Source organism: Luteimonas sp. BLCC-B24 (assembly GCF_028550595.1).
Taxonomy (GTDB): domain Bacteria; phylum Pseudomonadota; class Gammaproteobacteria; order Xanthomonadales; family Xanthomonadaceae; genus Luteimonas.
The window spans coordinates 117,043-142,643 of record NZ_JAQQGN010000003.1 but is presented as its reverse complement, the minus strand read 5'-3'; the positions used below and the strand labels follow the sequence as shown (position 1 = coordinate 142,643).

The 25,601-nt window shown below is 68.2% G+C and carries 27 protein-coding genes; 15 read left to right on the top strand and 12 right to left on the bottom strand.

The genetic code is table 11. The features are described from left to right. Window positions 1-99 precede the first annotated feature (99 nt). Window positions 100-1,170, top strand: coding sequence for an energy transducer TonB (locus tag PQS31_RS08500; protein ID WP_272762277.1), 1,071 nt, complete (start codon window positions 100-102; stop codon window positions 1,168-1,170). A 131-nt stretch (window positions 1,171-1,301) separates the two neighbouring features. Here the strand turns inward: PQS31_RS08500 and PQS31_RS08495 are convergent, their stop codons facing one another. The 7 genes from PQS31_RS08495 to PQS31_RS08465 all read right to left on the bottom strand — a co-directional run bounded on the left by PQS31_RS08495 (window position 1,302) and on the right by PQS31_RS08465 (window position 7,527). Beyond that, entirely contained in the window at window positions 1,302-2,483 is a 1,182-nt protein-coding gene (locus tag PQS31_RS08495; protein ID WP_272762276.1) for an ABC transporter permease, read from the bottom strand. Continuing rightward, window positions 2,480-3,226 carry an ATP-binding cassette domain-containing protein gene (locus PQS31_RS08490; RefSeq protein WP_272762275.1) on the bottom strand — a complete coding sequence of 249 codons (747 nt, stop codon included), beginning with the start codon at window positions 3,224-3,226 and terminating at the stop codon, window positions 2,480-2,482. Before PQS31_RS08490 ends, PQS31_RS08495 begins: the two co-directional genes overlap by 4 nt. A gap of 127 nt (window positions 3,227-3,353) precedes the next feature. Beyond that, window positions 3,354-4,880: an alpha/beta hydrolase gene (locus tag PQS31_RS08485; RefSeq protein ID WP_272762274.1), complete on the bottom strand. Its 1,527-nt coding sequence runs from the start codon at window positions 4,878-4,880 to the stop codon at window positions 3,354-3,356. Continuing rightward, window positions 4,877-5,077 carry a helix-turn-helix transcriptional regulator gene (locus PQS31_RS08480; RefSeq protein ID WP_272762273.1) on the bottom strand — a complete coding sequence of 67 codons (201 nt, stop codon included), beginning with the start codon at window positions 5,075-5,077 and terminating at the stop codon, window positions 4,877-4,879. Before PQS31_RS08480 ends, PQS31_RS08485 begins: the two co-directional genes overlap by 4 nt. Before the next feature lie 10 nt (window positions 5,078-5,087). Then, on the bottom strand, window positions 5,088-5,663 hold the full coding sequence (locus tag PQS31_RS08475) for a hypothetical protein (protein WP_272762272.1): 576 nt from the start codon (window positions 5,661-5,663) through the stop codon (window positions 5,088-5,090). Window positions 5,664-5,676: 13 nt separating this feature from the next. Beyond that, a complete protein-coding gene (locus PQS31_RS08470) occupies window positions 5,677-6,510 on the bottom strand; it encodes a hypothetical protein (RefSeq protein WP_272762271.1) in 834 nt (277 codons plus the stop codon). A gap of 264 nt (window positions 6,511-6,774) precedes the next feature. Further along, entirely contained in the window at window positions 6,775-7,527 is a 753-nt protein-coding gene (locus PQS31_RS08465; RefSeq protein ID WP_272762270.1) for a ferredoxin--NADP reductase, read from the bottom strand. A 143-nt stretch (window positions 7,528-7,670) separates the two neighbouring features. Between PQS31_RS08465 and PQS31_RS08460 the strand changes: the two genes are divergently transcribed. From PQS31_RS08460 to PQS31_RS08450, 3 genes are all read left to right on the top strand, one after another. Further along, window positions 7,671-8,642: an ABC transporter ATP-binding protein gene (locus tag PQS31_RS08460; RefSeq protein ID WP_272762269.1), complete on the top strand. Its 972-nt coding sequence runs from the start codon at window positions 7,671-7,673 to the stop codon at window positions 8,640-8,642. Continuing rightward, window positions 8,639-9,454, top strand: a complete 816-nt coding sequence (locus PQS31_RS08455; RefSeq protein WP_272762268.1) for an ABC transporter permease — start codon at window positions 8,639-8,641, stop codon at window positions 9,452-9,454. The genes PQS31_RS08460 and PQS31_RS08455 overlap by 4 nt, the downstream gene beginning before the upstream one ends. Window positions 9,455-9,539: 85 nt before the next feature. After that, window positions 9,540-10,919, top strand: a complete 1,380-nt coding sequence (locus tag PQS31_RS08450; protein ID WP_272762267.1) for a TIGR00366 family protein — start codon at window positions 9,540-9,542, stop codon at window positions 10,917-10,919. A gap of 52 nt (window positions 10,920-10,971) precedes the next feature. Here PQS31_RS08450 and PQS31_RS08445 read toward each other — a convergent pair whose 3' ends face one another. Further along, complete coding sequence (locus PQS31_RS08445; RefSeq protein ID WP_272762266.1) at window positions 10,972-11,442, bottom strand: hypothetical protein; 471 nt, start codon at window positions 11,440-11,442, stop codon at window positions 10,972-10,974. Between the two features lie 122 nt (window positions 11,443-11,564). Here PQS31_RS08445 and panE point away from each other — a divergent pair, with 122 nt between their 5' ends. Together panE and PQS31_RS08435 are read left to right on the top strand one after the other, a co-directional pair. After that, window positions 11,565-12,521 (top strand): 2-dehydropantoate 2-reductase, encoded by a 957-nt coding sequence (panE, locus tag PQS31_RS08440; RefSeq protein ID WP_272762265.1) that lies wholly within the window; start codon window positions 11,565-11,567, stop codon window positions 12,519-12,521. Window positions 12,522-12,585: 64 nt separating this feature from the next. After that, window positions 12,586-13,113: a hypothetical protein gene (locus PQS31_RS08435; RefSeq protein ID WP_272762264.1), complete on the top strand. Its 528-nt coding sequence runs from the start codon at window positions 12,586-12,588 to the stop codon at window positions 13,111-13,113. A 13-nt stretch (window positions 13,114-13,126) separates the two neighbouring features. Here PQS31_RS08435 and PQS31_RS08430 read toward each other — a convergent pair whose 3' ends face one another. Next, entirely contained in the window at window positions 13,127-15,886 is a 2,760-nt protein-coding gene (locus PQS31_RS08430) for a pitrilysin family protein (RefSeq protein WP_272762263.1), read from the bottom strand. 92 nt (window positions 15,887-15,978) lie between these two features. Here PQS31_RS08430 and PQS31_RS08425 point away from each other — a divergent pair, with 92 nt between their 5' ends. Further along, window positions 15,979-16,671, top strand: coding sequence for a pseudouridine synthase (locus PQS31_RS08425; protein ID WP_272762262.1), 693 nt, complete (start codon window positions 15,979-15,981; stop codon window positions 16,669-16,671). A 19-nt stretch (window positions 16,672-16,690) separates the two neighbouring features. Here the strand turns inward: PQS31_RS08425 and PQS31_RS08420 are convergent, their stop codons facing one another. Beyond that, the gene (locus PQS31_RS08420; RefSeq protein ID WP_272762261.1) at window positions 16,691-17,191 is read right to left on the bottom strand and encodes a DUF2059 domain-containing protein; all 501 of its coding nucleotides are present in this window, start codon (window positions 17,189-17,191) and stop codon (window positions 16,691-16,693) included. Window positions 17,192-17,304: 113 nt separating this feature from the next. Here PQS31_RS08420 and arfB point away from each other — a divergent pair, with 113 nt between their 5' ends. The 7 genes from arfB (at window position 17,305) to PQS31_RS08385 (ending at window position 23,485) form a co-directional block, all read left to right on the top strand. Next, a complete protein-coding gene (gene arfB, locus PQS31_RS08415; protein ID WP_272762260.1) occupies window positions 17,305-17,715 on the top strand; it encodes an alternative ribosome rescue aminoacyl-tRNA hydrolase ArfB in 411 nt (136 codons plus the stop codon). A gap of 33 nt (window positions 17,716-17,748) precedes the next feature. Further along, window positions 17,749-18,357: a lysophospholipid acyltransferase family protein gene (locus PQS31_RS08410; protein ID WP_272762259.1), complete on the top strand. Its 609-nt coding sequence runs from the start codon at window positions 17,749-17,751 to the stop codon at window positions 18,355-18,357. Between the two features lie 293 nt (window positions 18,358-18,650). Beyond that, the gene (gene dcp, locus PQS31_RS08405; protein WP_272762258.1) at window positions 18,651-20,801 is read left to right on the top strand and encodes a peptidyl-dipeptidase Dcp; all 2,151 of its coding nucleotides are present in this window, start codon (window positions 18,651-18,653) and stop codon (window positions 20,799-20,801) included. 301 nt (window positions 20,802-21,102) lie between these two features. Further along, the gene (locus PQS31_RS08400) at window positions 21,103-21,714 is read left to right on the top strand and encodes a DUF4238 domain-containing protein (protein WP_272762257.1); all 612 of its coding nucleotides are present in this window, start codon (window positions 21,103-21,105) and stop codon (window positions 21,712-21,714) included. A 309-nt stretch (window positions 21,715-22,023) separates the two neighbouring features. After that, window positions 22,024-22,584, top strand: a complete 561-nt coding sequence (locus PQS31_RS08395; protein WP_272762256.1) for a hypothetical protein — start codon at window positions 22,024-22,026, stop codon at window positions 22,582-22,584. A 57-nt stretch (window positions 22,585-22,641) separates the two neighbouring features. Then, window positions 22,642-22,950, top strand: coding sequence for a hypothetical protein (locus PQS31_RS08390; RefSeq protein WP_272762255.1), 309 nt, complete (start codon window positions 22,642-22,644; stop codon window positions 22,948-22,950). Beyond that, on the top strand, window positions 22,919-23,485 hold the full coding sequence (locus PQS31_RS08385) for a hypothetical protein (protein ID WP_272762254.1): 567 nt from the start codon (window positions 22,919-22,921) through the stop codon (window positions 23,483-23,485). The genes PQS31_RS08390 and PQS31_RS08385 overlap by 32 nt, the downstream gene beginning before the upstream one ends. 234 nt (window positions 23,486-23,719) lie before the next feature. Here the strand turns inward: PQS31_RS08385 and PQS31_RS08380 are convergent, their stop codons facing one another. Continuing rightward, entirely contained in the window at window positions 23,720-24,007 is a 288-nt protein-coding gene (locus tag PQS31_RS08380; protein ID WP_272762253.1) for a hypothetical protein, read from the bottom strand. A gap of 293 nt (window positions 24,008-24,300) precedes the next feature. Between PQS31_RS08380 and PQS31_RS08375 the strand changes: the two genes are divergently transcribed. Further along, window positions 24,301-24,729: a VOC family protein gene (locus tag PQS31_RS08375; RefSeq protein ID WP_272762252.1), complete on the top strand. Its 429-nt coding sequence runs from the start codon at window positions 24,301-24,303 to the stop codon at window positions 24,727-24,729. A 47-nt stretch (window positions 24,730-24,776) separates the two neighbouring features. Here PQS31_RS08375 and PQS31_RS08370 read toward each other — a convergent pair whose 3' ends face one another. Next, window positions 24,777-25,487 carry a hypothetical protein gene (locus PQS31_RS08370; protein WP_272762251.1) on the bottom strand — a complete coding sequence of 237 codons (711 nt, stop codon included), beginning with the start codon at window positions 25,485-25,487 and terminating at the stop codon, window positions 24,777-24,779. Window positions 25,488-25,601 lie beyond the last annotated feature (114 nt).

Below are 25,601 nucleotides of genomic sequence, written 5' to 3'. Positions count from 1 at the left end.
CACGGATCCGCCACCCGACATGGCGCCGTCACCCGGCGTACAGGCAGACAAAGGTTGACAAATCGTCGCTGCTGCCGCGTCCTACGCAATCTTGCAGACATGCATCCTTGGGGAAAGATGATGGTCTCGAAGCATTCGACGCCCGCCCGGTCGTCGCGGGCACGTCTGGCTGCGGCGCTCTGTGTCGCGGTCGCGCTCACCGCCTGCGGCAGCCAGGACGACGCGGCCACGCCCGCGGCGGCCGGTGGCGAGCCGGCCGCGGTCACCCAGCAGGCGGCCGAGCAGGCCGCGCGCCAGCAGCAGGCGGCCGATGATGCGATCGCGGGACTGTCACTCGACGAACTGCGTACCGCCGCCACGGCCGCCTACCAGGAAAGCCGGCTCTACTCGCCGGCCGGCCAGAACGCGATGGAGTACTACCTCGCGGTGCGCGAGAAGGAAGCCGGCGATCCGGCGGCCTCGAGCGCCCTGATCGATCTGCTGCCGATGACCGTCATCGCGACCGAGCAGAGCCGTGACCGCGCCGACTTCGCGGAAGCGCGTCGACTGCTGGGGCTGATCGAGCGGACCGACGCCAGCCATCCGGCACTGGAGCGTCTGCGCGCGAGCATCACGGCCGCCGAAGAACAGCTGGCACGCAAGACCGAACAGCAGCAGCTCACGGCCGAGCAGGAAGCGCAGCGCCAGCAGCAGCTCGAGCGCGACCGCGCCCAGCAACAGCAGCAGCAACAGGCCGCCGCCGCCCAGCAGCTGGCGCAACAGCAGCAGGCCGCCGCCGAACAGGCCGCGCGCGAGGAGACCGCACGCCAGGAGGCGGCGCGTCAGGAAGCGGCGCGTCGCGAGGCCGCCCAGCAGGAGGCCGCGCGCCAGGCGGCCGCGCCGACGCCGGCGCCCGCCCCGGCGCAGGCCGCCGCGCAGCTGCGCCCGCTGAGCACGCCCGCGCCGCGGTATCCGCAGGAAGCCCTGCGTTCGGGCACCTCGGGCGAGGTGCAGGTGGAGTTCACCGTCGGGGTCGACGGCTCCGTGGTCAATGCGCGCGTGGTGCGCGCCGATCCGCCGCGCACCTTCGACCGCGAGGCGCTCACCGCCGTGCGCCGCTGGCGTTTCGAACCGGTGCCTGCTCCGGTGACCACGCGACGGACGATCGGCTTCTCGCCCGACAACAACTGAGGCCCCGTCCCCGCACGAAACAACGCCCGGCACGAGCCGGGCGTTTTTCATTGGCGATCTGTGTGCGCCGCGCCGCGCCGCACCGCGACGGACGACGCGATCCGGGTGGTCGCCCGGACCGCGCCCGGCGCTCAGCTTGCGACCGCGAGCTTCTCCTGCTGGTAGCGGCGGACCGCGGCGAACCACAGCAGGCCGGCCAAGGCGAGGCTGGCCAGCAGATAGAGCGCCCAGATCTGCATCGTGATCGGCTCGGCCCGGATCACTTTGAGCAGCAGCTGGTTCTGGGCCAGGAACGGCACCGCGAACTGCCACAGCTCGGTCTTGAGCGGATTGACCATCAGCACCACGCTCGGAATCATCGGCAACAGCAGCAGCCAGGTTATGTGGCTCTGCGCCTCCTTCATGCTCTTGGCGGTCGCCGCCAGAAGCGTCAGCAGGGAGGTGCCGAACAGCAGCATCGGCAGCAGCACCAGCAGCATCTTCGCCATCGCGCCGAAACTCACATCGAGCATCCGCGACGACCCGCCGCCGACGTGTGCACTTGCCTTGAAGGCCAGCAACGTCAGCAGCAATGCCGCCATGCCGATCACGCAGGCAGCCGCGATCTTGCCGCTGACGATCGCGCCGCGCGATGCAGGTGTGGCCAGCAACGGCTCGAGCGACTGACGCTCGCGTTCGCCCGCGGTCGCATCGAGGATCAGATACGCGCCGCCGATGAAGCTCGACAGGATCAACAGGTAGGGCAGCAGGAACGCCAGCAGCATGCCGCGCTTGGCTTCCTCGCTCGCCATGTCACGTGTGCCGACGGCCACGGGCTGGACCACCGACGGATCGATGCCGCGTGCGAGCAGGCGCAGAGCGCCCACCTGCTGGCCGTAGGCGCTGATCGCCGCACGCACGCGACGCGTCGGTGTCTCGGCGTTGCGGCGGGTACTGTCGCTGATCACTTCGATCGTCGCCGGGCGTCCTGCTGCCCAGTCGTCACCGAAACTCGGCGGGATTTCGAGCGCCACGTCGACCTTCTGCGCCGCGATCGCGGCCTCCAGATCGAGGGGCGCATCGACCGCGTTGATTCCCATCGTCGCCAGATGCGCGATCAGGTTCGGCGCATGCTCGGCGCCAATCACCGGCACGTCGAGCACGCGGTCCATCTCGGTCTTCACCCGCTTTTCAGCCATCAAGTTCATGCCCATCAACAGCAGTGGCGTCAGCAGCGGGCTGAGCAGCAACGCCATGAGCAACGTGCGCCGGTCACGCCGGATGTCGAGGAGCTCCTTGCGCACCACGCACCACATCCATTGCAGATTGCTCATGCCAGCAGGCCCTCCTCCGAACCGATCGCACTGACGAACGCATCCTCCAGGTTCGACTTGCCGAAGCGCTCGCGCAGCTCGTCGGCGGTGCCCGCGGCGACGACGCGGCCCTTGGCGATGATGACGATGCGGTCACACAGCGCGGCGACCTCCTGCATGATGTGGCTGGAGAAGATCACGCAGCGACCGTCGTCGCGCAGCTTGAACAGGAACTCGCGCATCGCGCGCGTGGTCATCACGTCCAGACCGTTGGTCGGCTCGTCGAGGATGACGTTGCGCGGGTCGTGCACCAGCGCGCGGGCGATCGCGGTCTTGGTGCGCTGGCCCTGGCTGAAGCCTTCGGTCTGGCGGTCGAGGATCTCGCCCATGTCGAGCTGTTCGCTGAGCACCTGCGTGCGCTCGGCGATTTCGGCCTTCGACAGCCCGTGCAGTTCGCCGAAGTAACGGATGTTCTCGCGCGCGGTCAGGCGCTTGTAGACGCCGCGCGCGTCGGGCAGCACGCCCAGCACGCGGCGCACCGCGGCCGGGTCCTGCGCCGCGTCGATGCCGTCGACCAGCACGCGGCCGCTGTCGGGCTTCATCAGCGTGTAGAGCATGCGCAGCGTGGTGGTCTTGCCGGCGCCGTTGGGGCCGAGCAGGCCGGTGATGCGGCCGTCCTCGGCGACGAAGTCGACGCCGTCGACCGCCTGGACCGTGCCGGTCTTGGTCTTGAACGCCTTGTGCAGGTGCTGGGCGGTGATCATGGGTGCGATCCGGGATTGGAAATTCGGGAGTGGGGATTCCACGGGCTGGCGGAGGTCGGGCAGACGGCAGGAAGCCTGGAGATCGGGCGCGTTCGAATCCCGATTCGCCACTCCCCAATCCCGGCCCTCACGGCGACCACCCGTTGAAGCTGGTGAACGGCGGCACCGGGCGCATCGCATCCAGACACGTCGCATCCAGCGCCTTGGCGTCGGTGCGCTCGATGAACTGCGCGAGCAGTTTGGGCGCGCAGCCGAGCGCGAACGTGCCGTGGCCCTGGCCCTTGAACACCAGGTGGCGTCCGTTGGGCAGGCCGGCGAGCACGCGTTCGGCGTAGGCGGGCGGCGTCACCGGGTCGAGTTCGCCCGACATCAGCAGGGCGGGCACGTCGGACTGCAGCGCCGCGGTGTGGTTGGCCGGTGGCGTGCCGGTGGGCCAGGTGCGGCAGGCGCCGAAGAACATGCGCGCGACGCCGGGGCCGAGAATGGTGTCCGCGACGCGGCCGTCCTCGCGGTAGCGGCTGGCATCCTCGGCGCAGATCACCGACCACTGCATGCCGCGCGTCATCTGCCCGCCGACGTTGGCGACCATCAGTTGCGAGAGCGACATCAGCGGGCCGTAGCGGCCCTGCGCGGCTTCGTCGAGGATCAGCGGCAGCAGCGACGCCGTCTGCGGCGCGTACGAGAACAGGAACGCCAGGCCGGTCACCGTGTCCGGCGTGACCACGCCGTCGCGTTGCGCGCCGGTGGTCGGGTCGCGGTAGGTCACCGGTGCCGGCGTCGTCTGCAGCGTCGACAGCACACCGCGCAGCTGCGCCTGCAGATCGGTCGGGAAGCGGTCGCGGCATGTCGCGTCCTGCGCGCACTGCTTGGACTGCAGCGACAGCGCATCCTCGAAGGTGTGCGCGAACTCGCCGCCGACGACCAGATCGTTCGGCGCCACGCCGTCGAGCACGAGGCTGCGCGTGTGCTGCGGATACGCCATCGCGTACTGCTGGGCGACGCGGGTGCCGTAGGAGCCGCCGACCAGGTTCACCTGCTCGGCGCCGAGGGCGGCGCGCACGGTGTCGAGGTCGCGGATCGCGTTGGCGGTGGTGTAGAAGCGCGGATCGGCGCGACCTTCCAGACCGGCCAGGCAGCGGCCGACGTAGCCGTCGAGCGCGGCGTCGTCGGGCGCGGTCAGCGCGTCGAGTTCGATCGCCTCGCCATCGGCATCGGTGCAGGTCAGCGGGTTGGACGCACCGGTGCCACGCTGGTCGACCAGCACGATGTCGCGCTGGCGGCGCACTTCACGCAGGCCGGCGTTGATCTGCGCGGCAAGCTCGGTTGCCGCCTGGCCGGGACCGCCTGCGAGGAAGAACACCGGATCGGCGGTGCCGCCGTCGTTCGAATCCGCCGGCAGCCACGCGATGTTGAGGCCGATCCTCCGGCCGTCCGGCGCCTCCGGATCTTCCGGCACCTCGAGGGTCGCGCACTGCGCCTCGATGCGCGTCGCGGCGTTGCCGCCGTCGAGCGTGCAGCCGTGGAACGCGATCTGGCCGAACATCCGCGCCGGCCGCGCGGCCTCGCCATCGGCAGGCGCGGGGGCCGCGCCGCTGCAGCCGGCCAGCGCCGCAGTCGCGGCCACTGCCAGCAGGGAAAGCCGTGTTGTCCTCATGGAACGTCCTCGAACAGGAAAATGGATTCGATCGGCTCGGCGAACTCGCGTGCGATCCGGAACGCCAGCGGCAGGCTCGGATCGTACTTGCCGGTCTCGATCGCGTTGATCGTCTGTCTCGACACCTCCAGACGTTCCCCGAGCTGTGCTTGTGACCAGCCCCGTGCCTCGCGCAGCGCCCGCACCCGGCTCTTCATGCCGGACCCCTCACCGGTAGCGCCGCGCGACGACGGATTTTGCGACGCCGTAGGTGCCGCAGACCAGCGGAAACACCCACAGCATCGCCGCGCTCGAGGGCACGTCGATGACGCGCGCCGCCTGCAGGAAACCGCCGGTCATGTAGGCGAAGGACACCAGCGCGGCGGCGATGCAGATCGCTTCGAGTTCGATGCGCTGCTGCAGTTCGTCGACGCCGCGAATGAAGCGCACCATCGCGCGCAGCACGAGGGCGATCGGCGCGACCGGCAGCAGTGCGATCAGCGCGCGCGACCCCGGCGACTCGACCTCGCGCAGCCACAGCAGCGAGACGAACAGCAGCAGGGTGTAGCTGCCCATGCCGAACAGCATCTCCCGCGTGTAGCGACGCTGCAGCGCCGGCGGCGCTGCCTCGCAGCTGCCGGCGTAGCGGGTGATGGCGACCATGCCGATCGCGATCGCCGACAGCAGGAGCAGGGCCGGTGCCCACACCGGCGCGTCCGGCACCAGCAGACGCAGGGCGATGGCGCCGCCCAGCAGCATCGCGGCAACGGCGAGCATGGGCGCTTGATTGGCGGAGCGGGTCATGGCGGCCTGCGTGTCAAGTGAGCTTGACAGCGAGCATGCGACCGCACGTGCCGCCTGTCAAGCGAGCTTTACACAGCAGCGCCGTGCGCCGGCGCGCTGCACCGCGGGGCGAGTGCGGCGCGGCCGGATCGTCCGGACTCGCGCGCGAACGCGCGCCCGCTCGATCAGTCCCGCCCGAGCTCGGACAGCCGTGCGTCGAGCACCTGCCGGCTCGCCGCATCCGGAATCCGGTGATGAGGCCGCGCACGTTCGCGATGCGCCGTACACGTGGCGGCATCGCCGTCGAGCCGGGCGATCTCCGCGTCCAGCCACGCGCGATACGGCGACAGGTCCTCAGCCCGCCTTCGCAGCGCCGCCGCCACGCCGCCACCAGCGCCCGGTCCCCCACCAGCAGCGCGGCATGACTGGCGAGGGCGACCGCGATGGCGCTCTGGCAGATCGCCGGGGCGCCGTGGAACGCGTCGGCCAATGCCAATGCGTCGGCGCGCGCGCCGTCGGCGTCACGCGCATCGATCGCGCGCGACAGCCGCAGCCCGGCGCTGGCGGCGGCGCCGTCGTCCGCGGGCATCGCCGAAGCCGGCCAGTCGCGCGGGCGCACGCCCACATGGCTCAGCGCCATCCGCTGGTTGATCTGCACCTGCAGCGCCGCGTCGGGCGTGCGCCGCGCCAGGTCGAGCAGGCCACGTCCGTCCGACCGCCAGCCCTGCACGTGCAGCGGAAAGAGGTCGCCGAGACCGAGCGTCGCCGCACCCGGCGCCGCGCCGATCAGCGTGCCCGCCAGCCACGCGGGCATCGGCAGCCACGCCACCAGGGCCGCCAGCACCGCCGTGGTCAGCAGGTTCGCCACCGGCCCGCCGGACAGGGAGGTCCCGGGTCATGCCGGTGCCGGCGTCCATTGCGGTGTCCATCGTCCGTCGTCGATCGCCGGCGGCTCCGGGGCGAGCGGCGCGTTGCGGCCGGCCCGGGGCTTCGGCCGCCCGCACCACGCGACCGGTGGTCGTCCGGCACCGTGCGCCCGTCGCCCGGCCGAAGCCGCTCCGGTGGTGGCGCGCGGCGGGGGTTCGACACGGCCGCGCATCCCGAGCGCGGGTGCCGTCACGCCGGCCGCCGCCTACTTGCTGCTGACGTACTTCTCGCGGCGGATCAGCGGCACCGGCAGGCCGGCATCCTTCAGTGCGTCGAACGCGGCATCGACCATGTTCGGATTGCCGCACAGATACGCGATGTCGCCGTCCGCCGAAGGCGCGAAGTCCGCGAGGAACTGCTGCACGTAGCCGTGGCGCACGTCGGGATGCGGATCGGCCGGCAGTTCGCGCGAGAAGCAGGGCACGAAGCGGAAGTTCGGATGCGCATCGGCGAACGCGCGGAAATCGTCCCCGTAGAGCAGTTCCTCGGGCGTGCGCGCGCCCATCAGCAGCACCACCTCGACACCGCGCTCGGCGATCGCGCGTTCCAGCAGCGGCAGCATCGCGCGATACGGCGTCACGCCGGTGCCGGTGCCGATCAGCAGGTAACGCCGGTTGGTGTCCTGCGGCATCAGGCAGAAGCGTCCGAACGGGCCACTGGCCTGCACGGCGTCGCCGAGCGCCATCCCTTCGAACAGCGCCGTCGCCGCGCCGCCGGGCACGTAGCTGACCGCGATGTCGACCGCTTCGCCCGGGCCGATCGCATGGTCGTGGATCGTCGCCAGCGAGTACGAGCGCTTGGTCGCGGTGCCGTCGGCGTACTCGAAGTGGATCTGGATGAACTGGCCCGGGATGAAATCGAGCGGCTGCCCGTCGTCGCGGACGAAGGACAGGTGGGCGACGGTCGGCGCGATCATGCGCCGGCCCGTGAGCTTGAGCGGGAACTGCTGGATGGCCACGACGTCAACCGGATCGGAACGGGGGCGGCCGCTGCGCCCCGGGCAACGCAACACTGCATCGCGAGGCCGGCTGCGGCCGGGCGCCTATACTAGCGCCTTCGGCCGCGGCTCCCCGCAGGCCAGGCTCCCGGATTCCACGGACCATGACGCAACCCCACGTGTCGCCGGCCACTGCGCCGGCTTTGTCGGTGCGCGATCTGCGCAAGACCTACGCCGGCGGTGTCGAGGCGCTCAAGGGCATCTCGCTCGATGTCGCGCCCGGCGATTTCTTCGCCCTGCTCGGCCCCAACGGCGCCGGCAAGTCCACCCTGATCGGCATCATCTCCTCGCTGGTCAACAAGACCTCGGGCGAGGTGCGCCTGTTCGGCACCGACCTGCACACCCGCCGCGACGAGGCGATGCGGCTGATCGGCCTGGTGCCGCAGGAGATCAACTTCAACTTCTTCGAAAAGCCCTTCGACATCCTGGTCAACTACGCGGGCTTCTACGGCATTCCGCGTGCCGAGGCGATGGTGCGCGCGGAACAGGAACTCAAGCGCGCGCAGCTCTGGGACAAGGCGAAGACGATGTCGCGCACGCTCTCGGGCGGCATGAAGCGTAGGCTGATGATCGCCCGCGCGATGATGACGCGGCCGCGCCTGCTGATCCTCGACGAGCCCACCGCCGGCGTCGACATCGAGATCCGCCGCGGCATGTGGCAGACGCTCAAGGAGATCAACGCCGCCGGCACCACGATCATCCTGACCACGCACTACCTGGAGGAAGCCGAGAGCCTGTGCCGCAACCTCGCGATCATCGATCGCGGCGTCATCGTCGAACAGGGGCCGATGCGCGCACTGCTGTCCAAGCTCGACGTCGAGGGCTTCATCTTCGACATCGACGGCACGCTGCCCGCCGCGCTGCCGCAGATCGACGGCGCCGTGCTCCAGGCCACCGACGATCACACGCTGGACCTCGACATGCCGCGTGCGATGGACCTCAACCGTGTCTTCGCCACGCTCGACGGCGCCGGCATCCGCGTGCGCTCGATGCGCACCAAGTCCAACCGGCTGGAGGAGCTGTTCGTCCGCATGACCGGCCCCAAAGCCGCCCCGCAGCCGGAGACCGCGGCATGAGCACCCACACCACACACACCGACGTCGCCGCCGTCGAGGGCAGCGCGCAGCGCCACTGGGTGGCGCTCGGCACCATCGCGCGTCGCGAGATCGTCCGCATCCTGCGCATCTGGGGCCAGACCCTGGTGCCGCCGGCGATCACGATGACGCTGTACTTCCTGATCTTCGGCGGGCTGATCGGCGCGCGCGTCGGCGAGATGGACGGCATCCGCTACATGGATTTCATCGTGCCGGGCCTGGTGATGATGAGCGTGATCCAGAACAGCTACGGCAACATCTCGTCGAGTTTCTTCGGCGCGAAGTTCGGCCGCCACGTCGAGGAACTGCTGGTCAGCCCGATGCCGGCCTGGGTGATCCTGGGCGGTTACGTGATCGGCGCGGTCGCGCGCGGCCTCGCCGTCGGCGTCATCGTGCTCGGCATCGCGATGCTGTTCACCACCGTGCGCATTCCGCATCCGGTGATCACCTTCGCCACCGTGCTGCTGGGCGCGACGATCTTCGCCCTGGCCGGCTTCGTCAACGCGGTCTACGCCAAGAAGTTCGACGATGTCGCCATCGTGCCGATCTTCATCCTGACCCCGCTGACCTATCTGGGCGGCGTGTTCTATTCGGTGTCGCTGCTGCCCGGCTGGGCCGAGACCGCGACGCATGCGAATCCGATCTTCTACATGGTCAATGCGTTCCGCTACGGCCTGCTCGGGGTCAGCGACGTCTCGCTCGGCGTGTCGTTCGCACTGATGGCCGGTTTCGTCATCGTGCTCGGCGCATTGGCGCTGTGGCTGCTCAAGCGCGGGATCGGGCTGCGCAGCTGAGTGACGGGCGCGGCCCGCAGGCCGCGCAGCGCCAAAAACCGCGTGGGGTAGCATGGCCGGTCACTCGCCATCGGCAACCGCGCCTGTGACCACACGTTTCCGCATCCCGCATACGCTCGTCCTGCTGTTCCTGATCATGATCGCGGCGCTGGTCGCGACCTGGCTGCTGCCGCAGGGCAGCTTCACCACCGAGGCCGACGAAGCCGGTCGGATGATGGTCGTGCCGGGCACGTATGCAGTGCATGCCGAACGCGTCTGGCTCAGTCCGGCCGCGCTGTTCACCTCGGTGCCGCGCGCGCTGGCCGATGCGCAGGCGATCATCTTCTTCCTGCTGATCGTCGGCGGCGCGATCGCGGTGCTGCGCGCGACCGGCCTGATCGACGCGCTGCTGGGCTGGCTGCTGCGCACGCTGGGCGGGCATCCGGCGCTGCTGATCCTGTTCGGCACGGCCGCATTCGCCGCCGGCTCCGGCACGCTCGGCGTATCCACCGAATACATTCCGTTCGCGGCGGTGCTGGTGGCGCTGTGCCTGGCGATGCGCCTGGATGCGATGACCGCGATGGGCATCATGATCGGCGGCTACGTGGTGGGCTACGGCGTGGCCTGGACCAATCCGTACACGGTGCTGGTGGCGCAAGACATCGCCGAACTGCCGCCGACTTCGGGCATCGGCTTCCGGCTCGCGCTGTTCCTGCCGTTCGTGCTGATCGCCGCGCATCACGTGTGGCGCTACGCACGCCGGGTCGCCGCCGATCCCGGCGCGAGCCTGATGGTCGGTGTCGACAGCGCAGCGCCGGCCGCCGCCACCGACCATCCGCCGTTCGACCGCCGTCATGCGGCGATCGCGGTCGTCGTGATCGCCGCGGTCGTGCTGATGGTCTACGGCATCTCGCAGCGCGGCTGGTATCTCACCGAACTCGGCGCGCTGTGGCTGGTGGTCGCGCTGGCGGCGGGCCTGATCGGCCGGCTCGGCGTCGACGACACCGCGCGGCGCTTCGCTGCAGGCGCGGCGGAACTGGCGGTGGTCGCGCTTCTGGTCGGTTTCGCACGCTCGATCGCGCTGATCCTCGAAGACGGCCAGGTGCTGCACACCATCGTGCACGCGGCGTCGATGCCGCTGTCGCGGCTGGGGCCGGAACTGTCGGCGGTGGGCATGCTGCTGATGCAGACGTTGATCAACTTCTTCATTCCGTCCGGCTCCGGCCAGGCATTCGCGACGATGCCGATCATGACCCCGCTGGCCGACGTCGCCGGCGTCGAGCGCCAGGTCGCGGTGCTCGCGTTCCAGTTCGGCGACGGCTTCGCCAACCTGATCCTGCCGACCAACATCGTGCTGATGGCGATCCTCGGCATGGCCGGCGTGCCGTACGACCGCTGGTTCCGCTTCGCCTGGCCGTTGATGCTGAAGTTGATGGCAGCCGCGTCGATCGCCCTCATCATCGCGGTGTGGATCGGCTACGCCTGACGCAGGCACCGCGATGGCCGGCGCATCTCGCGATGCGCGGCAGGCGCTGGCGTCAGCCGCGATTGTTCTGCATGAACCGCAGGAACTCGCAATTCTCCTGGTACGCCGCTTCGTTCTCGCGGCGCTGCGTCTGCTGTACCTGCCGCAGGCGCGGCATGTGAGCGGCCACCCGGGCTTCGAACCCGGGGCCCCGGCCTTCGGCAGTTTCCCGCGCGACGAGCTGCTGCATCTCCGTCTCGCTGAACCCGCACACTTCGGCCATTGCGCGACCGGCAGCCGCGGCTTCGGCGGCCACGTCCTCCGGCGTCGCGGCGGTCGCCGACTGGCGCGCCTGTTCGCTCCAGGCGTCGGGGGAAAGCCGCTCCTCCCCGGCGGCGGGAGCAGGCGGTGTCACATCAGGCGCTGCGGTGGTGACGTCGCTCGCGGTGTCGGGCGCGGCAGGCGCCGATCGATTGCATGCGGCCGTGGCCAGCGTCATACCGGCAATCAGGAGAATGGAAGCACAGCGAGACGTACGGGCCATCGTGACTCCTTGTCGATACCTGGATCCAGACGTGCAGGATACAGACGACGCACAACCGCGCCCACCTTGCTCGGAGGTCGGTCCTGACGCCGCACGCCGTCGCCGCCCGTTACCATCACCGCATGCGCATTCTCGTTCTCGGCGCCGGCGGCACCGGCGGTTACTTCGGCGGCCGCCTCGCGCAGGCCGGTGTCGACATCACCTTTCTCGTGCGCCCGGCGCGCGCGGCGCAGCTCGCGCGTGAGGGGCTGCAGCTCCGCAGCGCCCTCGGCGATGCCGATCTGCAGGTGGCCCACGTCACCGCCGATGCGCTGCCGGCGCTCGCGGCCGAGCGCCCGTTCGATCTGGTGCTGCTGAGCTGCAAGGCCTACGACCTCGACAGCGCGATCGAGGCCGTCGCACCGGCGGTCGGTGCCGGGACCGCGGTCATGCCGATCCTCAACGGCCTGCGCCATTACCCGGTGCTCGACGCGCGCTTCGGCGCCGATGCCGTGCTCGGCGGGCTGTGTTTCATCAGCGCGGTGAAAGGCGAACACGGTGAGATCGTGCATCTGCCGTCGCCGCCGTCGATGACCTTCGGCGAGCGCGACCCCGCGCGCAACGGCAGCGCGCGCACACGTGCGCTGGAGGCGGCCTGTGCACGCGCCGAGGGTTTCGACGGCGTGCGCAGCGACACCTTCGCGCAGGCGGCGTGGAACAAGTTCGCCTTCCTCTCCAGCCTGGCCGCAGCCACCTGCCTGATGCGCGCGAGCATCGGCCGCATCGTCGACGCCGACGGCGGACCCGCCTTTCTCGGCGCGCTGCACGCCGAATGCCTCGCCGTCGCGGCGGCCGAAGGACAGCCGATTCCGCCCGAGGCCGCGCAGCAGGCCCGCGCGCTGCTGACCAAGGCCGGCTCCGCGGTCACCGCGTCGATGCTGCGCGATCTCGAGTCCGGGCAGGATGTCGAAGCGGCCCAGATCGTAGGTGACATGGTCGAGCGCGCACGCCGCGCCGGCCTGGGCGTGCCGCATCTCGAGGCCGCGTGGGTCCATCTGCAGTGCTACCGCAGTCGTCGGGCCACGCCGCAGACGCCGTGAGCCGGCGACTCCGGCTTCGCGCTGCGGCTGCTAGGGTCGTGTGCACCGACGCCAGGAGTTCCCCATGATCCAGCCCCGTTTCCGCGCCATCGCGGGCCTCGCCGCGCTCGCCGCCACGCTCGGCCTGGCCGCCTGTGGCGAGCGCGCGCCGCCCGCTGCCGACACCGCCGTGCAGACCGACACCGTCGACGACACCCGCACCGTGCCGAGCGAAGCGGCGCGTGCACAGCAGTCCGGCGAAGCGACCACCGGACCCGATGCCACGCCGCGCGCGGACGCGCCGATGGACGGGGCGCCGCCGGCAGCGATGCTCAACCAGCTCGCGGGCCTCGGCGGCGCCATGCATGCGGCGGTCGAACTGTGCGAGCCCGACATCGGTCCGGCGCAGCTGGCCGACGCGCGTGCGCGCCAGCAGGCGGAATTCGTGCGCCTCGGCGGCGACGCCGGCACCTTCGAGCAGGAATTCAACACCGCGCACGGCCGCGTGCAGGCGCAGTACCGCAGTGCGACACCGGCGCAGCAACAGCAGATGTGTGCCGAGCTCCAGCAGATGTCGCAGCAGGCGCCGCCGCCCAGCCCGCCCCAGGGCTGAGCGGGGACGCGCGTCAGTCCGCGGCCACAGGCGCGGGCTGACCGCCGGCGGCATCGAAGTCGCCACCGATGAACACCGACAGCTGCGCCGGATCCAGATGCCGCGCCATCGCGGCGCGGATGTCGGCCGGCGTCAGCGCGCGCAGGCGGTCTTCGAACGCGGCCGAGAACGCCATGTCGCGGCCGAGATAGAGATTGTCGTTGAGCATGCCCACCAGCTGCGCATCGTTGGCGCGCGAGGTGCGGCGCGCACGCAGCAGTCCGTCCAGCGTGTCCGCCCGCTCCGCATCGGGCATCTCGGTCTCGCGCAGGCGCTGCAGCTCCTCGCGGAAGGCCGTCTCCACCTGCGCCATGTTCTGCGGTGCGGCGATCGCGTAGCCGCCGAAGCTGCCGACCGGGTCGAAGGCATTGGCGCTGAAGTTCGAACTCACGCTGTAGCTCAGGCCTTCGCGCTGGCGGATACGGTCGGCCAGTCGCGATTTCATGCCGCCGCCGCCGAGCACGTGATTGCCGAGCAGCAGCGCCGGATAGTCCGGATGGTCCTGGTCCAGCGCCAGCGCCTGGCGCGCCATGAACACCGCATTCGGACGGTCGGGCGTGGGCAGGCGCACGTGCGCGGGCGGCCGCGGCGTGGCCGGCAGCGGGATGCGCGCGAACGGCGTGGCCGGTGTCCAGTCGCCGAACAGCCGCTCGAGCTGGGCGTGCACGGCCTCGGCATCGACGTCGCCGACGACGGCGATCGTGGTGCCTGCGCCCATGCCGTAGAACGCGCGATGGAATGCGCGCAGCGCGTCGATGTCCAGCGCTTCGAGCGCGGCAATGCGCTGCTCGAACGTCGGGCTGTGATACGGGTGGCCGGGCGGAAACGGATCGAAATGCTGCGCCATCGCCTGGTTCGCCAGCGCGCCCGGCTCGGTCATGCTGCCGCGGATGCCGGTGATGGCCTGGGTGCGCAGCTGGGCGAATTCCTGCTCGGGAAACGTCGGCGTGCGCAGAATCGTCGCCAGCAGATCGAGCAGAGCGCCGACGCGCGCGCGGTCGGTGCTGGCGCCGACGTTGACCGCGGTCGCGTTGCCGCCCACCGACAGCGTCGAGCCCAGCCGGGTGAGTTCCCGCGACAGGCCCGCACGGTCGAACGCACCCGCGCCGCGCATCAGCATCGCGCCCGCCATCGAGCCGGCCTCGGCCTGCCCGTGGAGGCTGGCTTCGTCGCCCAGGCGCAGCGTCATGCGCAGCTGCACCGCGCCGCCACGCGTGGCCTTGTCGAGCACTGCGAGCTTCGCCCCGTTGGACAGCGTCCAGGTGCGGGTCCGTGCATCGATGTTGGCCGGTGACGCGTCGAAGGCCTCGCCGGCGGCCAGGGCCGGGCGGCCCACGTAACCGGCAAGCAGCGTCTCGGCCGACGGCGGCTCGGGGATCACCACGCGCTCGGCGCGGTCGGTCGGCACGAAGCGGCCGCTGGTGCGGTTGTCGGGCTTGAGATAGGTCGCCGCGACGCGGATGACATCGTCGACGCTCACCGTCTCCAGCCGGTCGCGGGCCAGCAGCAGCAGCCGCCAGTCGCCCTGGGCGATGGCTTCCGACAGGGCCACGCCGACCGCGTTCGGATCGCGCATCGCACGCGAATAGCCGGCGAGCAGGCGCTCGCGCGCCTCGGCCACCTCGGCCTCGGTGAACGGCGCAGCGGCCGCGTCTTCGACCTCCGCCAGCAGCGCCGCCTGCAGGGCGTCGATGTCGGCGTTCTCGGGCGCTTCCACCAGGAACGCCAGATAGCCGGCCTCGTCGAGCGCGTACGACATGGCCGATACGCCCGTGGCCGCGCCGCGTTCGACCAGCGCGCGGTGCAGACGCCCGCCCGGCGTGTGCCCCAGGACCTGGGCCAGCACCGACAGCGCCGCGCTGTCGGGGTGGCGCCCGGCCGGCGTGTGGTAGCCGGTGGCGAGATACGGCGTGCGCCCGACGCGGCGCACCTCCACGTGCCGGGCACCGTCCTGCGCCGGCTCGCGCGTGTAGGTGACCGGCAGCGCGCGCTCGGGCCTCGGCAGCGCACCGAAACTCGCGCCGACGAGCGCCATGGCCTCGACCGGATCGAAATCACCGGCGATCACCAGCACCGCGTTGTCGGGCTGGTACCAGGTGCGATAGAACGCCTGCAGACGCTCGATCGGCACGTTCTCCACGTCGCTGCGTGCGCCGATGGTCGCATTGCCGTAGTTGTGCCACTGGTAGGCCGCGCCCATCACCCGCTGCAGCAGCACGCGCGTGGGGCTGTTCTCGCCCGATTCCATCTCGTTGCGCACCACGGTCATCTCGCTGTCGAGATCCGCGCGCGCGATGTGCGAATTCACCATGCGGTCGGCTTCCAACCGCAGCAGCCAGGCCAGGGTGTCGGGGTCGCTGGAGAAACTGGCGAAGTAGTTGGTGCGGTCGAACCACGTCGTGCCGTTGTAGCGGATGCCGCGCGCCTTCATCTGGCCGGGGATGTCGGGATGCGTGGGCGTGCCCTTGAACACCAGGTGCTCGAGCAGGTGCGCCATGCCGGTTTCGCCGTAGCCTTCGTGGCGCGAGCCCACACGGTAGGTCACGTTGACCGTGGTCACCGGGCTGCTGGGATCGGGAAACAGCACCAGCTGCAGGCCGTTGTCGAAGCGGTACTCGGCGATGCCTTCGGCGCTGTGCACCGGCGCTTCGATCCGCGGCGCGGCGGTCGCGGACAGCGCCGTCCCCGCGGCCAGGCAGACGGCGAGCAGGCCCAGGCGAAACCGGCACAGCATGCGGTGTTTTCCCTTTGCGGAGACGATCGCCGAAAATAGCAGATCGCGCGCGGTGGTCCGGGCGCCCGGACCGCCCTGTCAGGAGGCGCGTGATGATCGATGTGCGGTACGCGGACGACCGGCTCGCCGTGGTCGACAAGCCCGCCGGGCTGATGGTCCACGACAGCAAACTCGCCCGCGACGAACACGACTTCCTCGCCGATCGCCTGCGCGCGCAGTTCGAACGCCCGCTGTTCCTCGTGCACCGGCTCGACCGCGCCACCAGCGGCTGCCTGCTGCTCGCCTTCGACCGCGACACCGCCAGTGCGCTCGGCAGCCAGTGGATGGCGCGCAGCGTGGAGAAGCACTACCTGGCGATCTGCCGCGGCTGGCCCGCGGAGGAGAGTCTCGTCGACCACCCGCTCGACGGTGGCCCCGGCAAGCCGCACAAGAAGCCGGCGCAGACCCGCTTCACCCGCCTGGCGACGACCGAACTCGCCTTGCCCTCATCGGGCTTTCCGACCTCGCGTTATGCGCTGCTGCGTGCCGAACCGCTGACCGGACGCTTCCGCCAGATCCGCCGGCATCTCAAGCACCTGTCGCATCACCTGATCGGCGACACCAGCCATGGCGACGGCCGCCACAACCGCCATTTCCGCAGACTCGGCATCCACCGCATGCTGCTGCACAGCGAGCGGCTGGTGTTCGACCACCCGCACACCGGGCAGCGGCTGTGCGTCGAGGCGCCGCCGGGCGACGAGTTCGCCCGCGCGCTGATGCTGTTTCCGGGCACCGCGGCGGGCTGAGCGCCGCGGTGCGCGTGGCTCAGCCCGCCGACGCGCCGGATTCGAGTTCCGAGCGCAGGTCGCGTTCGAGCTGCTGCAGCATCGGGATCACCAGGCGCTGCACCGCGGTCATCGTGTTCTGCATCAGCAGCGGCATCTTGTCGAGCAGGTTCTGGCCGGCCGGGCTGCTGTAGAAGCTCACCATCGCCTCGGTGTCCTCGGCGGTGAAGGTCTCCATGTAGATCTCGCGGTAGATCGGCTGCAGCGCGTCCCACGACAGCGCCGATTCGACCGCACGCAGCGACGACGCCGCGGCACGCAGCGCCGCCTCGCGCTGCTGCGGATCGGCGTCCTGGGTGAGCTGGGCGATCATCTGCTGCTGCGAGGCCATGACCTGGGGAATCACCGCATTGGCGGTCTGCTCGGCGCGCATCGCCTCCAGCAGGCGGTCGATCTGGGCTTCGCTCGGCGGCGCGGCGTGTGCGAGCGGTGCGCAGAAGGCGAGCGCGAGCAGGGCGGCGAAAGGCAGGCGACGTGCCATCGGAGAACTCCGTTTGTCCGTGAATGAGGCACTACTGTAAACCGTGACCGCCCGTGTGCCGGCCGCAGGTGCCCACACGGCCTGCGTCGGGCCAGCGTCTACAATCGCCGCCGATGACCAGCCCGCCCGCCATACCCGAAGAGGAACTCGTCGAACGCTTCGTGCGTGCGAGCGGGCCGGGCGGGCAGAACGTCAACAAGGTGGCCACCGCGGTCGAGCTGCGGTTCGACATCGCGGGCTCGCCGTCGTTGCCCGAGCCGGTGCGCGCGCGGCTGCTGGCCCGGCGCGACCGCCGCCTCACCGATGCGGGCGTGCTGGTCATCAACGCCCAGCGCTTCCGCACCCAGGAGCGCAACCGCGAAGACGCGCGTGAGCGTCTCGCCGCGTTCATCGCCACCGGGTACGCCGTGCCCAAGGCCCGCATCGCCACCCGCCCCTCGCGCGGCGCCAAGGAGCGGCGGCTGGGGGAGAAACGCGAACGCAGTACCATCAAACGCGGTCGCGCCCTGCGCGACTGGGACTGACCCGCCCTTGCAGGCCCCTTGCGCCGAGGACGCATGAGCACTTCGAAGTACCCGTTCCTGATTCCCGTACCGCCCAATGCGCCCCGCGTGAAGCCCAGTCGTCTCGCGCGCTGGATCGGCCGCAGCATCCTGCGACTCGGCGGCTGGCGTGTGATCGGTGAACTGCCCGACGTCTCGCGGCTGGTGCTGATCGGCGCGCCGCACTCGTCCAACTGGGACGGCGTGTGGGGCTTCGCCGCCAAGGCGGCACTGGGCCTGGACATCCGCGTGCTCGGCAAGGATTCGCTGTTCCGCGTGCCGGTGCTCGGCTGGGCGCTGCGCGGCCTGGGCGTGATTCCGGTGGACCGCAGTCGCGCCTCACGGGTGATCGAGCAGGCCGCAGCGGCCATCCACGGCCCGGAGCCGTTCTGGTACGGCCTCGCGCCCGAGGGCACGCGCAAGCGGGTGGAACGCTGGAAGACCGGCTTCTGGAAGATCGCCAAGGCCGCCAACGTGCCGATCCAGACCCTGTATTTCCACTACCCCGACAAGGTCATCGGCTTCGGCCCGCTGATCCAGCCCGGCGATGATCTCGACGCCGACATGGCGATGATCCGTGCCTGGTACGCGCCATGGATGGGCAAGAACCGAGGCACGGTCTGAGCCACCGCACCTGACCTTTCGAGCGCGCGGCCACCGCGCGCTTGGCCCGGGCCCGCCGCGCCTGACGCGGTAACGCGGTCGTCGTGACCCCGTACCTGCGTGGTGCCCCTCTCCGTCGAGCGCCCCCTCGACGTCCTCGCGCCTGAACCCGACTTTGCCGATCCCGGGCATTCGGGGGCGGCCAACCAACGGCCTATTCCACCGCTCCCGCGACAGGCGCACGCTGCGCGGCTGGCGGGCCGCACGACGCGACCGACGCCATCACCGCGTTGTCTTTTCCGGAGTTGCCACCCATGTTGCGTCCTCTGCTCCTGTCGTCCGCGATCGCGCTGGCCCTCGTCGCCTGTGGCGATCGCACAGCCCCCGAGTCCACGATGCCCGCTACCGAGTCCACCACCGCCGCGCCGGCCGAGAATGCGTTGATGACGGCCAGCACGCTGCCGTTCCAGGCGCCGCCCTTCGATCGCCTGAAAGACGCCGACTACCAGCCGGCCATCGAAGAGGGCATGAAGCAGCACCTGGCCGAAATCCGCGCCATCGCCGACAACCCCGAGGCGCCGACCTTCGAGAACACCATCGAGGCCATGGAGCGCAGCGGCGAACTGCTCACGCGCAGCGCCAACGTGTTCTTCATGCTCACCGGCGCCAACACCACCGAGACCCTGCAGGCCGCCGAGGAAGCGCTGGCGCCGAAGCTCGCCGAACACAGCGACGCGATCTATCTGGATCCGGCGCTGTTCGCGCGCGTCAAGACGCTGTTCGATCAGCGCGACACGCTGGGCCTCGATGCCGAGCAGCGCACCGTGCTCGAGCACACCCACGACGGCTTCGTCCGCGCCGGCGCCCTGCTGAGTGACGCCGACAAGGCCGAACTGCGCGCGCTCAACTCCGAGTCGTCCACCCTGTCCACCGCGTTCGGCAACAAGCTGCTGGCAGCGAGCAATGCCGGCGGCGTGTTCGTCACCGATGTCACCGAACTCGACGGCCTGGACGAAGGCGCGATCGCCGCCGCTGCCGATGCCGCCAAGGCCGCCGGCAAGGACGGCCAGTGGCTGCTCACGTTGCAGAACACCACGCAGCAGCCGGTGCTCGCCTCGCTGAAGAACCGCGCGCTGCGCGAGCGCGTGCTCGCCGCGTCCACCGGCCGCGCCGAGAAGGGCGATACCAACGACACCCGCGCCACCATCCAGCGCCTGGCCGAAATCCGCGCGCGTCAGGCCCAGCTGCTCGGCTTCCCGAACTACGCCGCCTACAGCATCGCCGACCAGATGGCGAAAACGCCCGAAGCTGCGCTCAAGCTGCTCACCGACACCGTGCCCGCTGCCACCGCGCGTGCGCGCGCCGAGCTCGCCAAGATCCAGGGCGTGGTCGATGCGCAGAACGGCGGCTTCACCGCCGGTGCCGCCGACTGGGACTTCTACGCCGAGCAGGTGCGCAAGGCCGAGTTCGATCTCGACGAGGCGCAGATCAAGCCCTACTTCGAGCTCGATCGCGTGCTCAAGGACGGCGTGTTTTTCGCCGCCAACCAGCTCTACGGCATCACCGCCACCGAGCGCACCGACATCCCGGTCTATCACCCCGACGTGCGCGTGTTCGACATCAAGGACGAAGACGGCACGCAGATCGCGTTGTTCTATCTCGACCCCTTCAAGCGCGACAGCAAGCAGGGCGGCGCGTGGATGGGCAATTTCGTCGAACAGAACGGCCTGACCGGCACGATTCCGGTCGTCTACAACGTCGAGAACTTCACGAAACCTGCGGCCGGCCAGCCCGCGCTGCTGAGCTTCGACGACGTGACCACGCTGTTCCACGAGTTCGGCCACGCCCTGCACGGCTTCTTCTCGAAGACGAAGTACCCGTCGGTCGCCGGCACCAACACCCCGCGCGACTTCGTCGAGTTCCCCTCGCAGTTCAACGAGCACTGGGCGCTCGATCTCAAGGTCTTCGCCAACTACGCCAAGCACTACCAGACCGGCGAAGCCATGCCGCAGGCGCTGGTCGACAAGATCGTCACTGCCCGCACCTTCAACCAGGGCTACGCGACCACCGAATACCTCTCGGCCGCCCTGCTCGACCTCGCCTGGCACACCCTGCCCGCCGGTGAAGCCAGGCAGGACGTCGACGCCTTCGAGAAACAGGCGCTCGAGACGTACAAGGTCGACCTGGCCGCCGTGCCGCCGCGCTACCGCACCAGCTACTTCAGCCACATCTGGGGCGGCGGGTATGCGGCCGGCTACTACGCCTACTTCGGCGCCGAAGTCCTCGACCACGACGCCTTCCAGTGGTTCCGCGAGAACGGCGGCCTGACCCGCGAGAACGGCCAGATCTTCCGCGACAAGATCCTGTCGATCGGCCATTCACGGGATCTGGCGGTGGCGTACCGCGAGTTCCGTGGCAAGGCGCCGAGCGTTGAGCCGTTGCTGGAGCATCGTGGGTTGAAGTGATGCCACACGCTGACGTGCGAGGCGCGGGCTTACAGAAGCAACACGGATCGGGGCGGCCTTCGGGTCGCCCCGGTTCGTTTGGGTCGTGCATATCGAACAATTCGAGCGAATAAAGCGTTATCGCGCAGAAGTTTCAATATTCACTGCCAACCAAATGCGGATCGAGAAGGCGCGCGCTCCGCAAGTGCCTGATGGAAAAGGCGGAACGGAACCGATTGACCCTAGGACGGTCACGGGACAGGATGTGCATATCGCGCTTTTCGAGCGCTAGATCTTGTTAGGCGGCTATGGGACATCACTATTGCCCCAGCATTACCTGCTTGGTTTCGCCGACGAAGTGGAGTTGTGGGGACACGACGTCGAGGCGGGGCAATCTTTTCGAACACAGGTCAAGTCCTCGGCTAATGAGACGGATATGTACACCGAGGAGTTTGAAAGTAACCTAGCAAACGTTGTCGAAGGACCGGCCCAAGTCGTGATTGACCGCGCGCGTAAGCGGCTCAAGCTCAGAGATGAAGATCGTGTGGTCCTGGCCGGCTATATCGTTGCCATGTGGAAGCGTGTGCCTGCTGGGCGCAAGAGGGTGGCTGGGCACATCCCGCAGCTAGCTAAGACGATCAAGATGCAAGTCGTTCAGCAACTGGACGCACTTGCAGCGTCCGAGCCCGATCTCGCAGCGATGGCACGCAAGCGAAAGGAAGAGGTTCACCGGACTATCTCTGCGGACAAAGAGAACCCTCCTGATTACTTTTGGCATCACACGTTAAAGAGCGGAGCAATACCTAGAACATTGCAGGAACTGTATCAATGGACTGGCACTTCCTCGTCAGCCCTGGCGAGGATTTCACCACTTGCGACAATCCGGCGTTCTTTTTTGAGTCAGTGGGCATCGGTGCGAGCGAGTCCGAGCTAAGCTTCCCGCTTAGTTCTGAGATTTGTTTCTGGGCAACAGGGCCAACTCAAATAGGCCACGGTACTTCACGACCGATCGATCGATTGTCCTAGAAATCAATCGCAGATCGGCGCATAACACGCAGCGATTTATCTACACCCGGAAGGAGGCGCCTTGGGTACTCAGCTTTGCCGCAAAGAGCCACCCGCTGCACTGCTTGTCATAAGCTCTCCGCCTAACAGTTCATTCAAGCCGATGCCGCTTCGCGGCACGGCCTAACTCAGGCGTTAGTTGCCTCTCGTGACTAACTTCGTCTTCAAGGTCCTTATGATGAGCATTCTTGCGAGCATCTTTGGTCGCGCAGTCGCTTCTGAGCCACAAGCCGGACAAATAGCCCGGGAGGACGGGTTCGTGGACATTGATCTTCCTGTGGCCGACTGCCGATACACCAAGGACGGAACCCTGACTGTCCTAGCTCGCGGCAAGATCGACGGCCAGACAATCGCGATTGCGGTCGACCTCGGCAACGAATGGAAGGAGCAGATAGTAGAGGGCGCTGAGCTCACCATTTATTGGGGCAACGGCCATATCCGCAGCACCGGCCATGAGAGCGATGCGTTCCTGGGCCTTCTTGCCAAGGAGTACGGTATTGCCGAGACGACTCAAAAAATGTCGCCTCGCACCACTTTAACAATGGCCGGTCTAAACAGCGACCCTCGCGTCATTAAAACCAGCCGCGCAGCAATCAAAGTATTCTTTGAGCATAACGGCGAAGACAACTATGGAGAGGCATTCATCAATATTGACCTCGCCAATAAGGTGCTCGAGTTCCACGACAAAGACCCTGAATACCATAATGGGATTTTTTCGTCTTTGTCGGCAGGCGCCTAACAATTCATTCAAGTCGACGCCGCTTCGCGGCACGGCTTAATTCAGGTGTTAGGCGGCATGGAAACCCATCAGCAGATCAACGCGGCCCTCTTCTGTGCTCTCGCACTGAGTAGCTGCGGCCGTGCAAGCGCAGCAGAACCGGCTGTCGTTCCGGGCATACAGAGCACTCAGGCATTCGCTGCGCTGCTCGAAGCGCTCTCGAACAGCGCAGTTGAGGCTCAGCCACAGTTGATGTATCGCGTGGCGGATCTACCAGGCTCGGTGCTCAAGGGTACCGTCGCGCACATACCTTTGGGGTTCTACGAAGTGGACGCGAAGCCCCAGCTTCATCGGTTTGCAGAACATTCACTACACCGCTGCGTCTGATCACGATGGAACGAACCTCAGGCTTCGTCGTGTCCAGTTCTTCTTCGCCACCGGGGACCAGGTGGATCGTTCGGCATGTGCGCAGTTCGATGAGGCCAGAGCGGCATTGGGTCTGGACGCCGCAGTGTCAGCGGCGCCGATTCCTGCTCATGTCGAGAGCACCGGATATAACCAGCAGGAAAGGCGCATCGGGAAACAAGCGAGCGTATTCGTGTCCACTGATAGCGTACCCAAACCCTGCTTGCGCTCGGCGTGGATCCGGTTCCACGAGCGCACGGGCACATCCGATCCAGCGCACGTGAACGAGGCGGGCAGCAGCCACTGGGGATTTGCGCCCGAGGCGCTTCGTGCGTTCGCTGGCACGCATGGCGGCCACTACATCACAGGACATGAGCTTCACAGTGCGCAGATCCTGACTGCGATGGCCATTCCGGATGGTCCAGACCGGCAAGCGCAGCGCTCCTGGGGCATGGACCATGGCTATGTCCTGAGCTTTGGCTGCCGCCAGCATAGTTGCCACGAGAAGGGGCTGTGATTGCCAGCGCCGAAGGTCGCGTGGTCAGAGCTGCCTTGATCAGCTTCAACTGCAAGGATCAAAACTGCGCATCCATGCGCACGCTCACGATCTTCAAGCATCCGGAAGCGTTGGGAAGGAATGAAGATCAGGAGATGCTGGATGAAGCGCTGCTGCTTTGGGCGCAAGAGCGCGTGCCAGGTATCCCGCTGAGAATTGTGGAGCTGGGCCGAGTCGCGAATAGCGGTGCCAGGCTTACTTGTCCTTGGCGGCGGTCGCAGCAGACGGTTGCCAGTAACTGCTGAACTGCGGCCGCAGATACACCTTCGGAATACGCACGCGCACCGCTGAGCGCAGCGGCGTTCCGGGAACGTCCGTTGCGATGATGGCGGTCTGTGGCGGCCGCTGGAAGACACACAGGCCATCCAGCTCGGTGTGGAACCGGAATGGGTGACGCTCGCCGCCGATCGTGGCGTCGGTGTCGTCTGCGTATTCGATCGGCTGGATACGGCCGCGTTGCAGGCATTCGCCGCGATGATCCATCCAGAACGAGCGCCGAGAACGGGGTCAGGTTCGTTTTCCGGGCTTCGGTAAAATCCAACCTGCTGGCATCCAGGCAAGCTTTCGCATGCGTCGGCGAATATGGGCAAGGCATCGCAATCCCTATGGAGATGATGAAATCTCGCAACCAATCCCGTGAAGCCTGCAAGTGATCACTTCACGTTCGGGCTCACCAGTGTCCAAAGCGCCCGAGTGAGCCAGAGCGGTTGGGACGAGGATTTTGCTCTGTGCGGCGCCATCGGTCGCCCAGCTCTATCATTTACGGTCAGGAACACATGAACGATGAAACGTACTGGAGCCCGCTGGTTCCCGAGTTCACGGTGACAGACCTCCAAACCTCGATCGATTTCTACAGGGCCGCAGGTTTCACGGTGCGCTTCCGTCGGGATGATCCACCGTTTGCGTATCTCGAGATGGGGCGTGCTCAGCTCATGCTCGAGCAGCAGCACGATTCGGGCTGGAACATCGAACCCTTAGATAGGCCGTTGGGGCGAGGCATCAACTTCCAGGTGGAAGTGATCGATGCCCACTCCACATTGGCGTCGTTAGAAGCTCTGGGTGTTTCGCCTTTCCGCGCTGTCAAAGACACCTGGTATGCGGTTTCCGAGCAAGCAGAGAAAGGCCAGCGCGAGTTCCTTGTGCAAGACCCTGACGGCTATTTGATGCGCTTCGCTCAGAGCCTTGGGTGCCGCGCCGTGCCCTGAGCATGTGCTTGCGTGCGAAGACCAGCTGGTAGATACGACTGCGAGGCCTACTCTGAATCATGGACGGGCGCTGCGTGCGGCTGCCAGTAGCCGCTGAACTGCGAATGCAGATACACCTCCGGAATGCGCACGCGCACCGGTGAGCGCAGCGGCGTTCCGGGAACGTCGGTTGCGATGATTGCGGTCTGTGGCGGCCGCTGGAAAACGCACAGGCCATCGAGGTCGGTTTGGAACCGGAACGGGTGACGCTCGCCGTCGATCGTGGCTTCGGTGTCGTCTGCGTATTCGATTGGTTGGATACGGCCGCGTTGCAGGCATTCACCGCGATGATCCATCCAGAACGCGGCGTGGCGGTCGGCATCGTTGGGATCGATGACCGCGGTTTCGGTCAGCGGGAGATCGAGACGCATGTCGCGCGCGCCATCGGCTTCGGGCGTGCGCACCCAGAGCAGCAGCGAGGTCGGGTGGTACCCGGCGATATGAGGCACCGGCAAACGCAGCACGCCGTCGGCGTCCGGCGCGACGCCCCTTACGCCCAGCTTGCGCCACTGCGTGCCCCGCAATCCCGCGGCGCGGTTCTTGTCGTAGGACAGCGACACCGGAGGCCCGCCGTACGTCTGGGTGCCGAGTGTCGTGCCGGGCGGCAGCGTCAGCGCGATCTCGCCGAATGCCGGCATGGCCCGATAGGTGGCCGCGTCCACGGTGCGTGTCTGGTGATCCAGCTGCGGGCTGCCGAAGCCGTCGTTGAGCGTTCGCACGTTCTGCGGAAATTCGCGGATGGCACTGCAGCTGCACAAGACCGTCAGCAGCATCGCCGCGGCGGCGAGACGCCACTGACGCCTGGGGCGCGGCCGTGCCGCGAGGGATCGCAT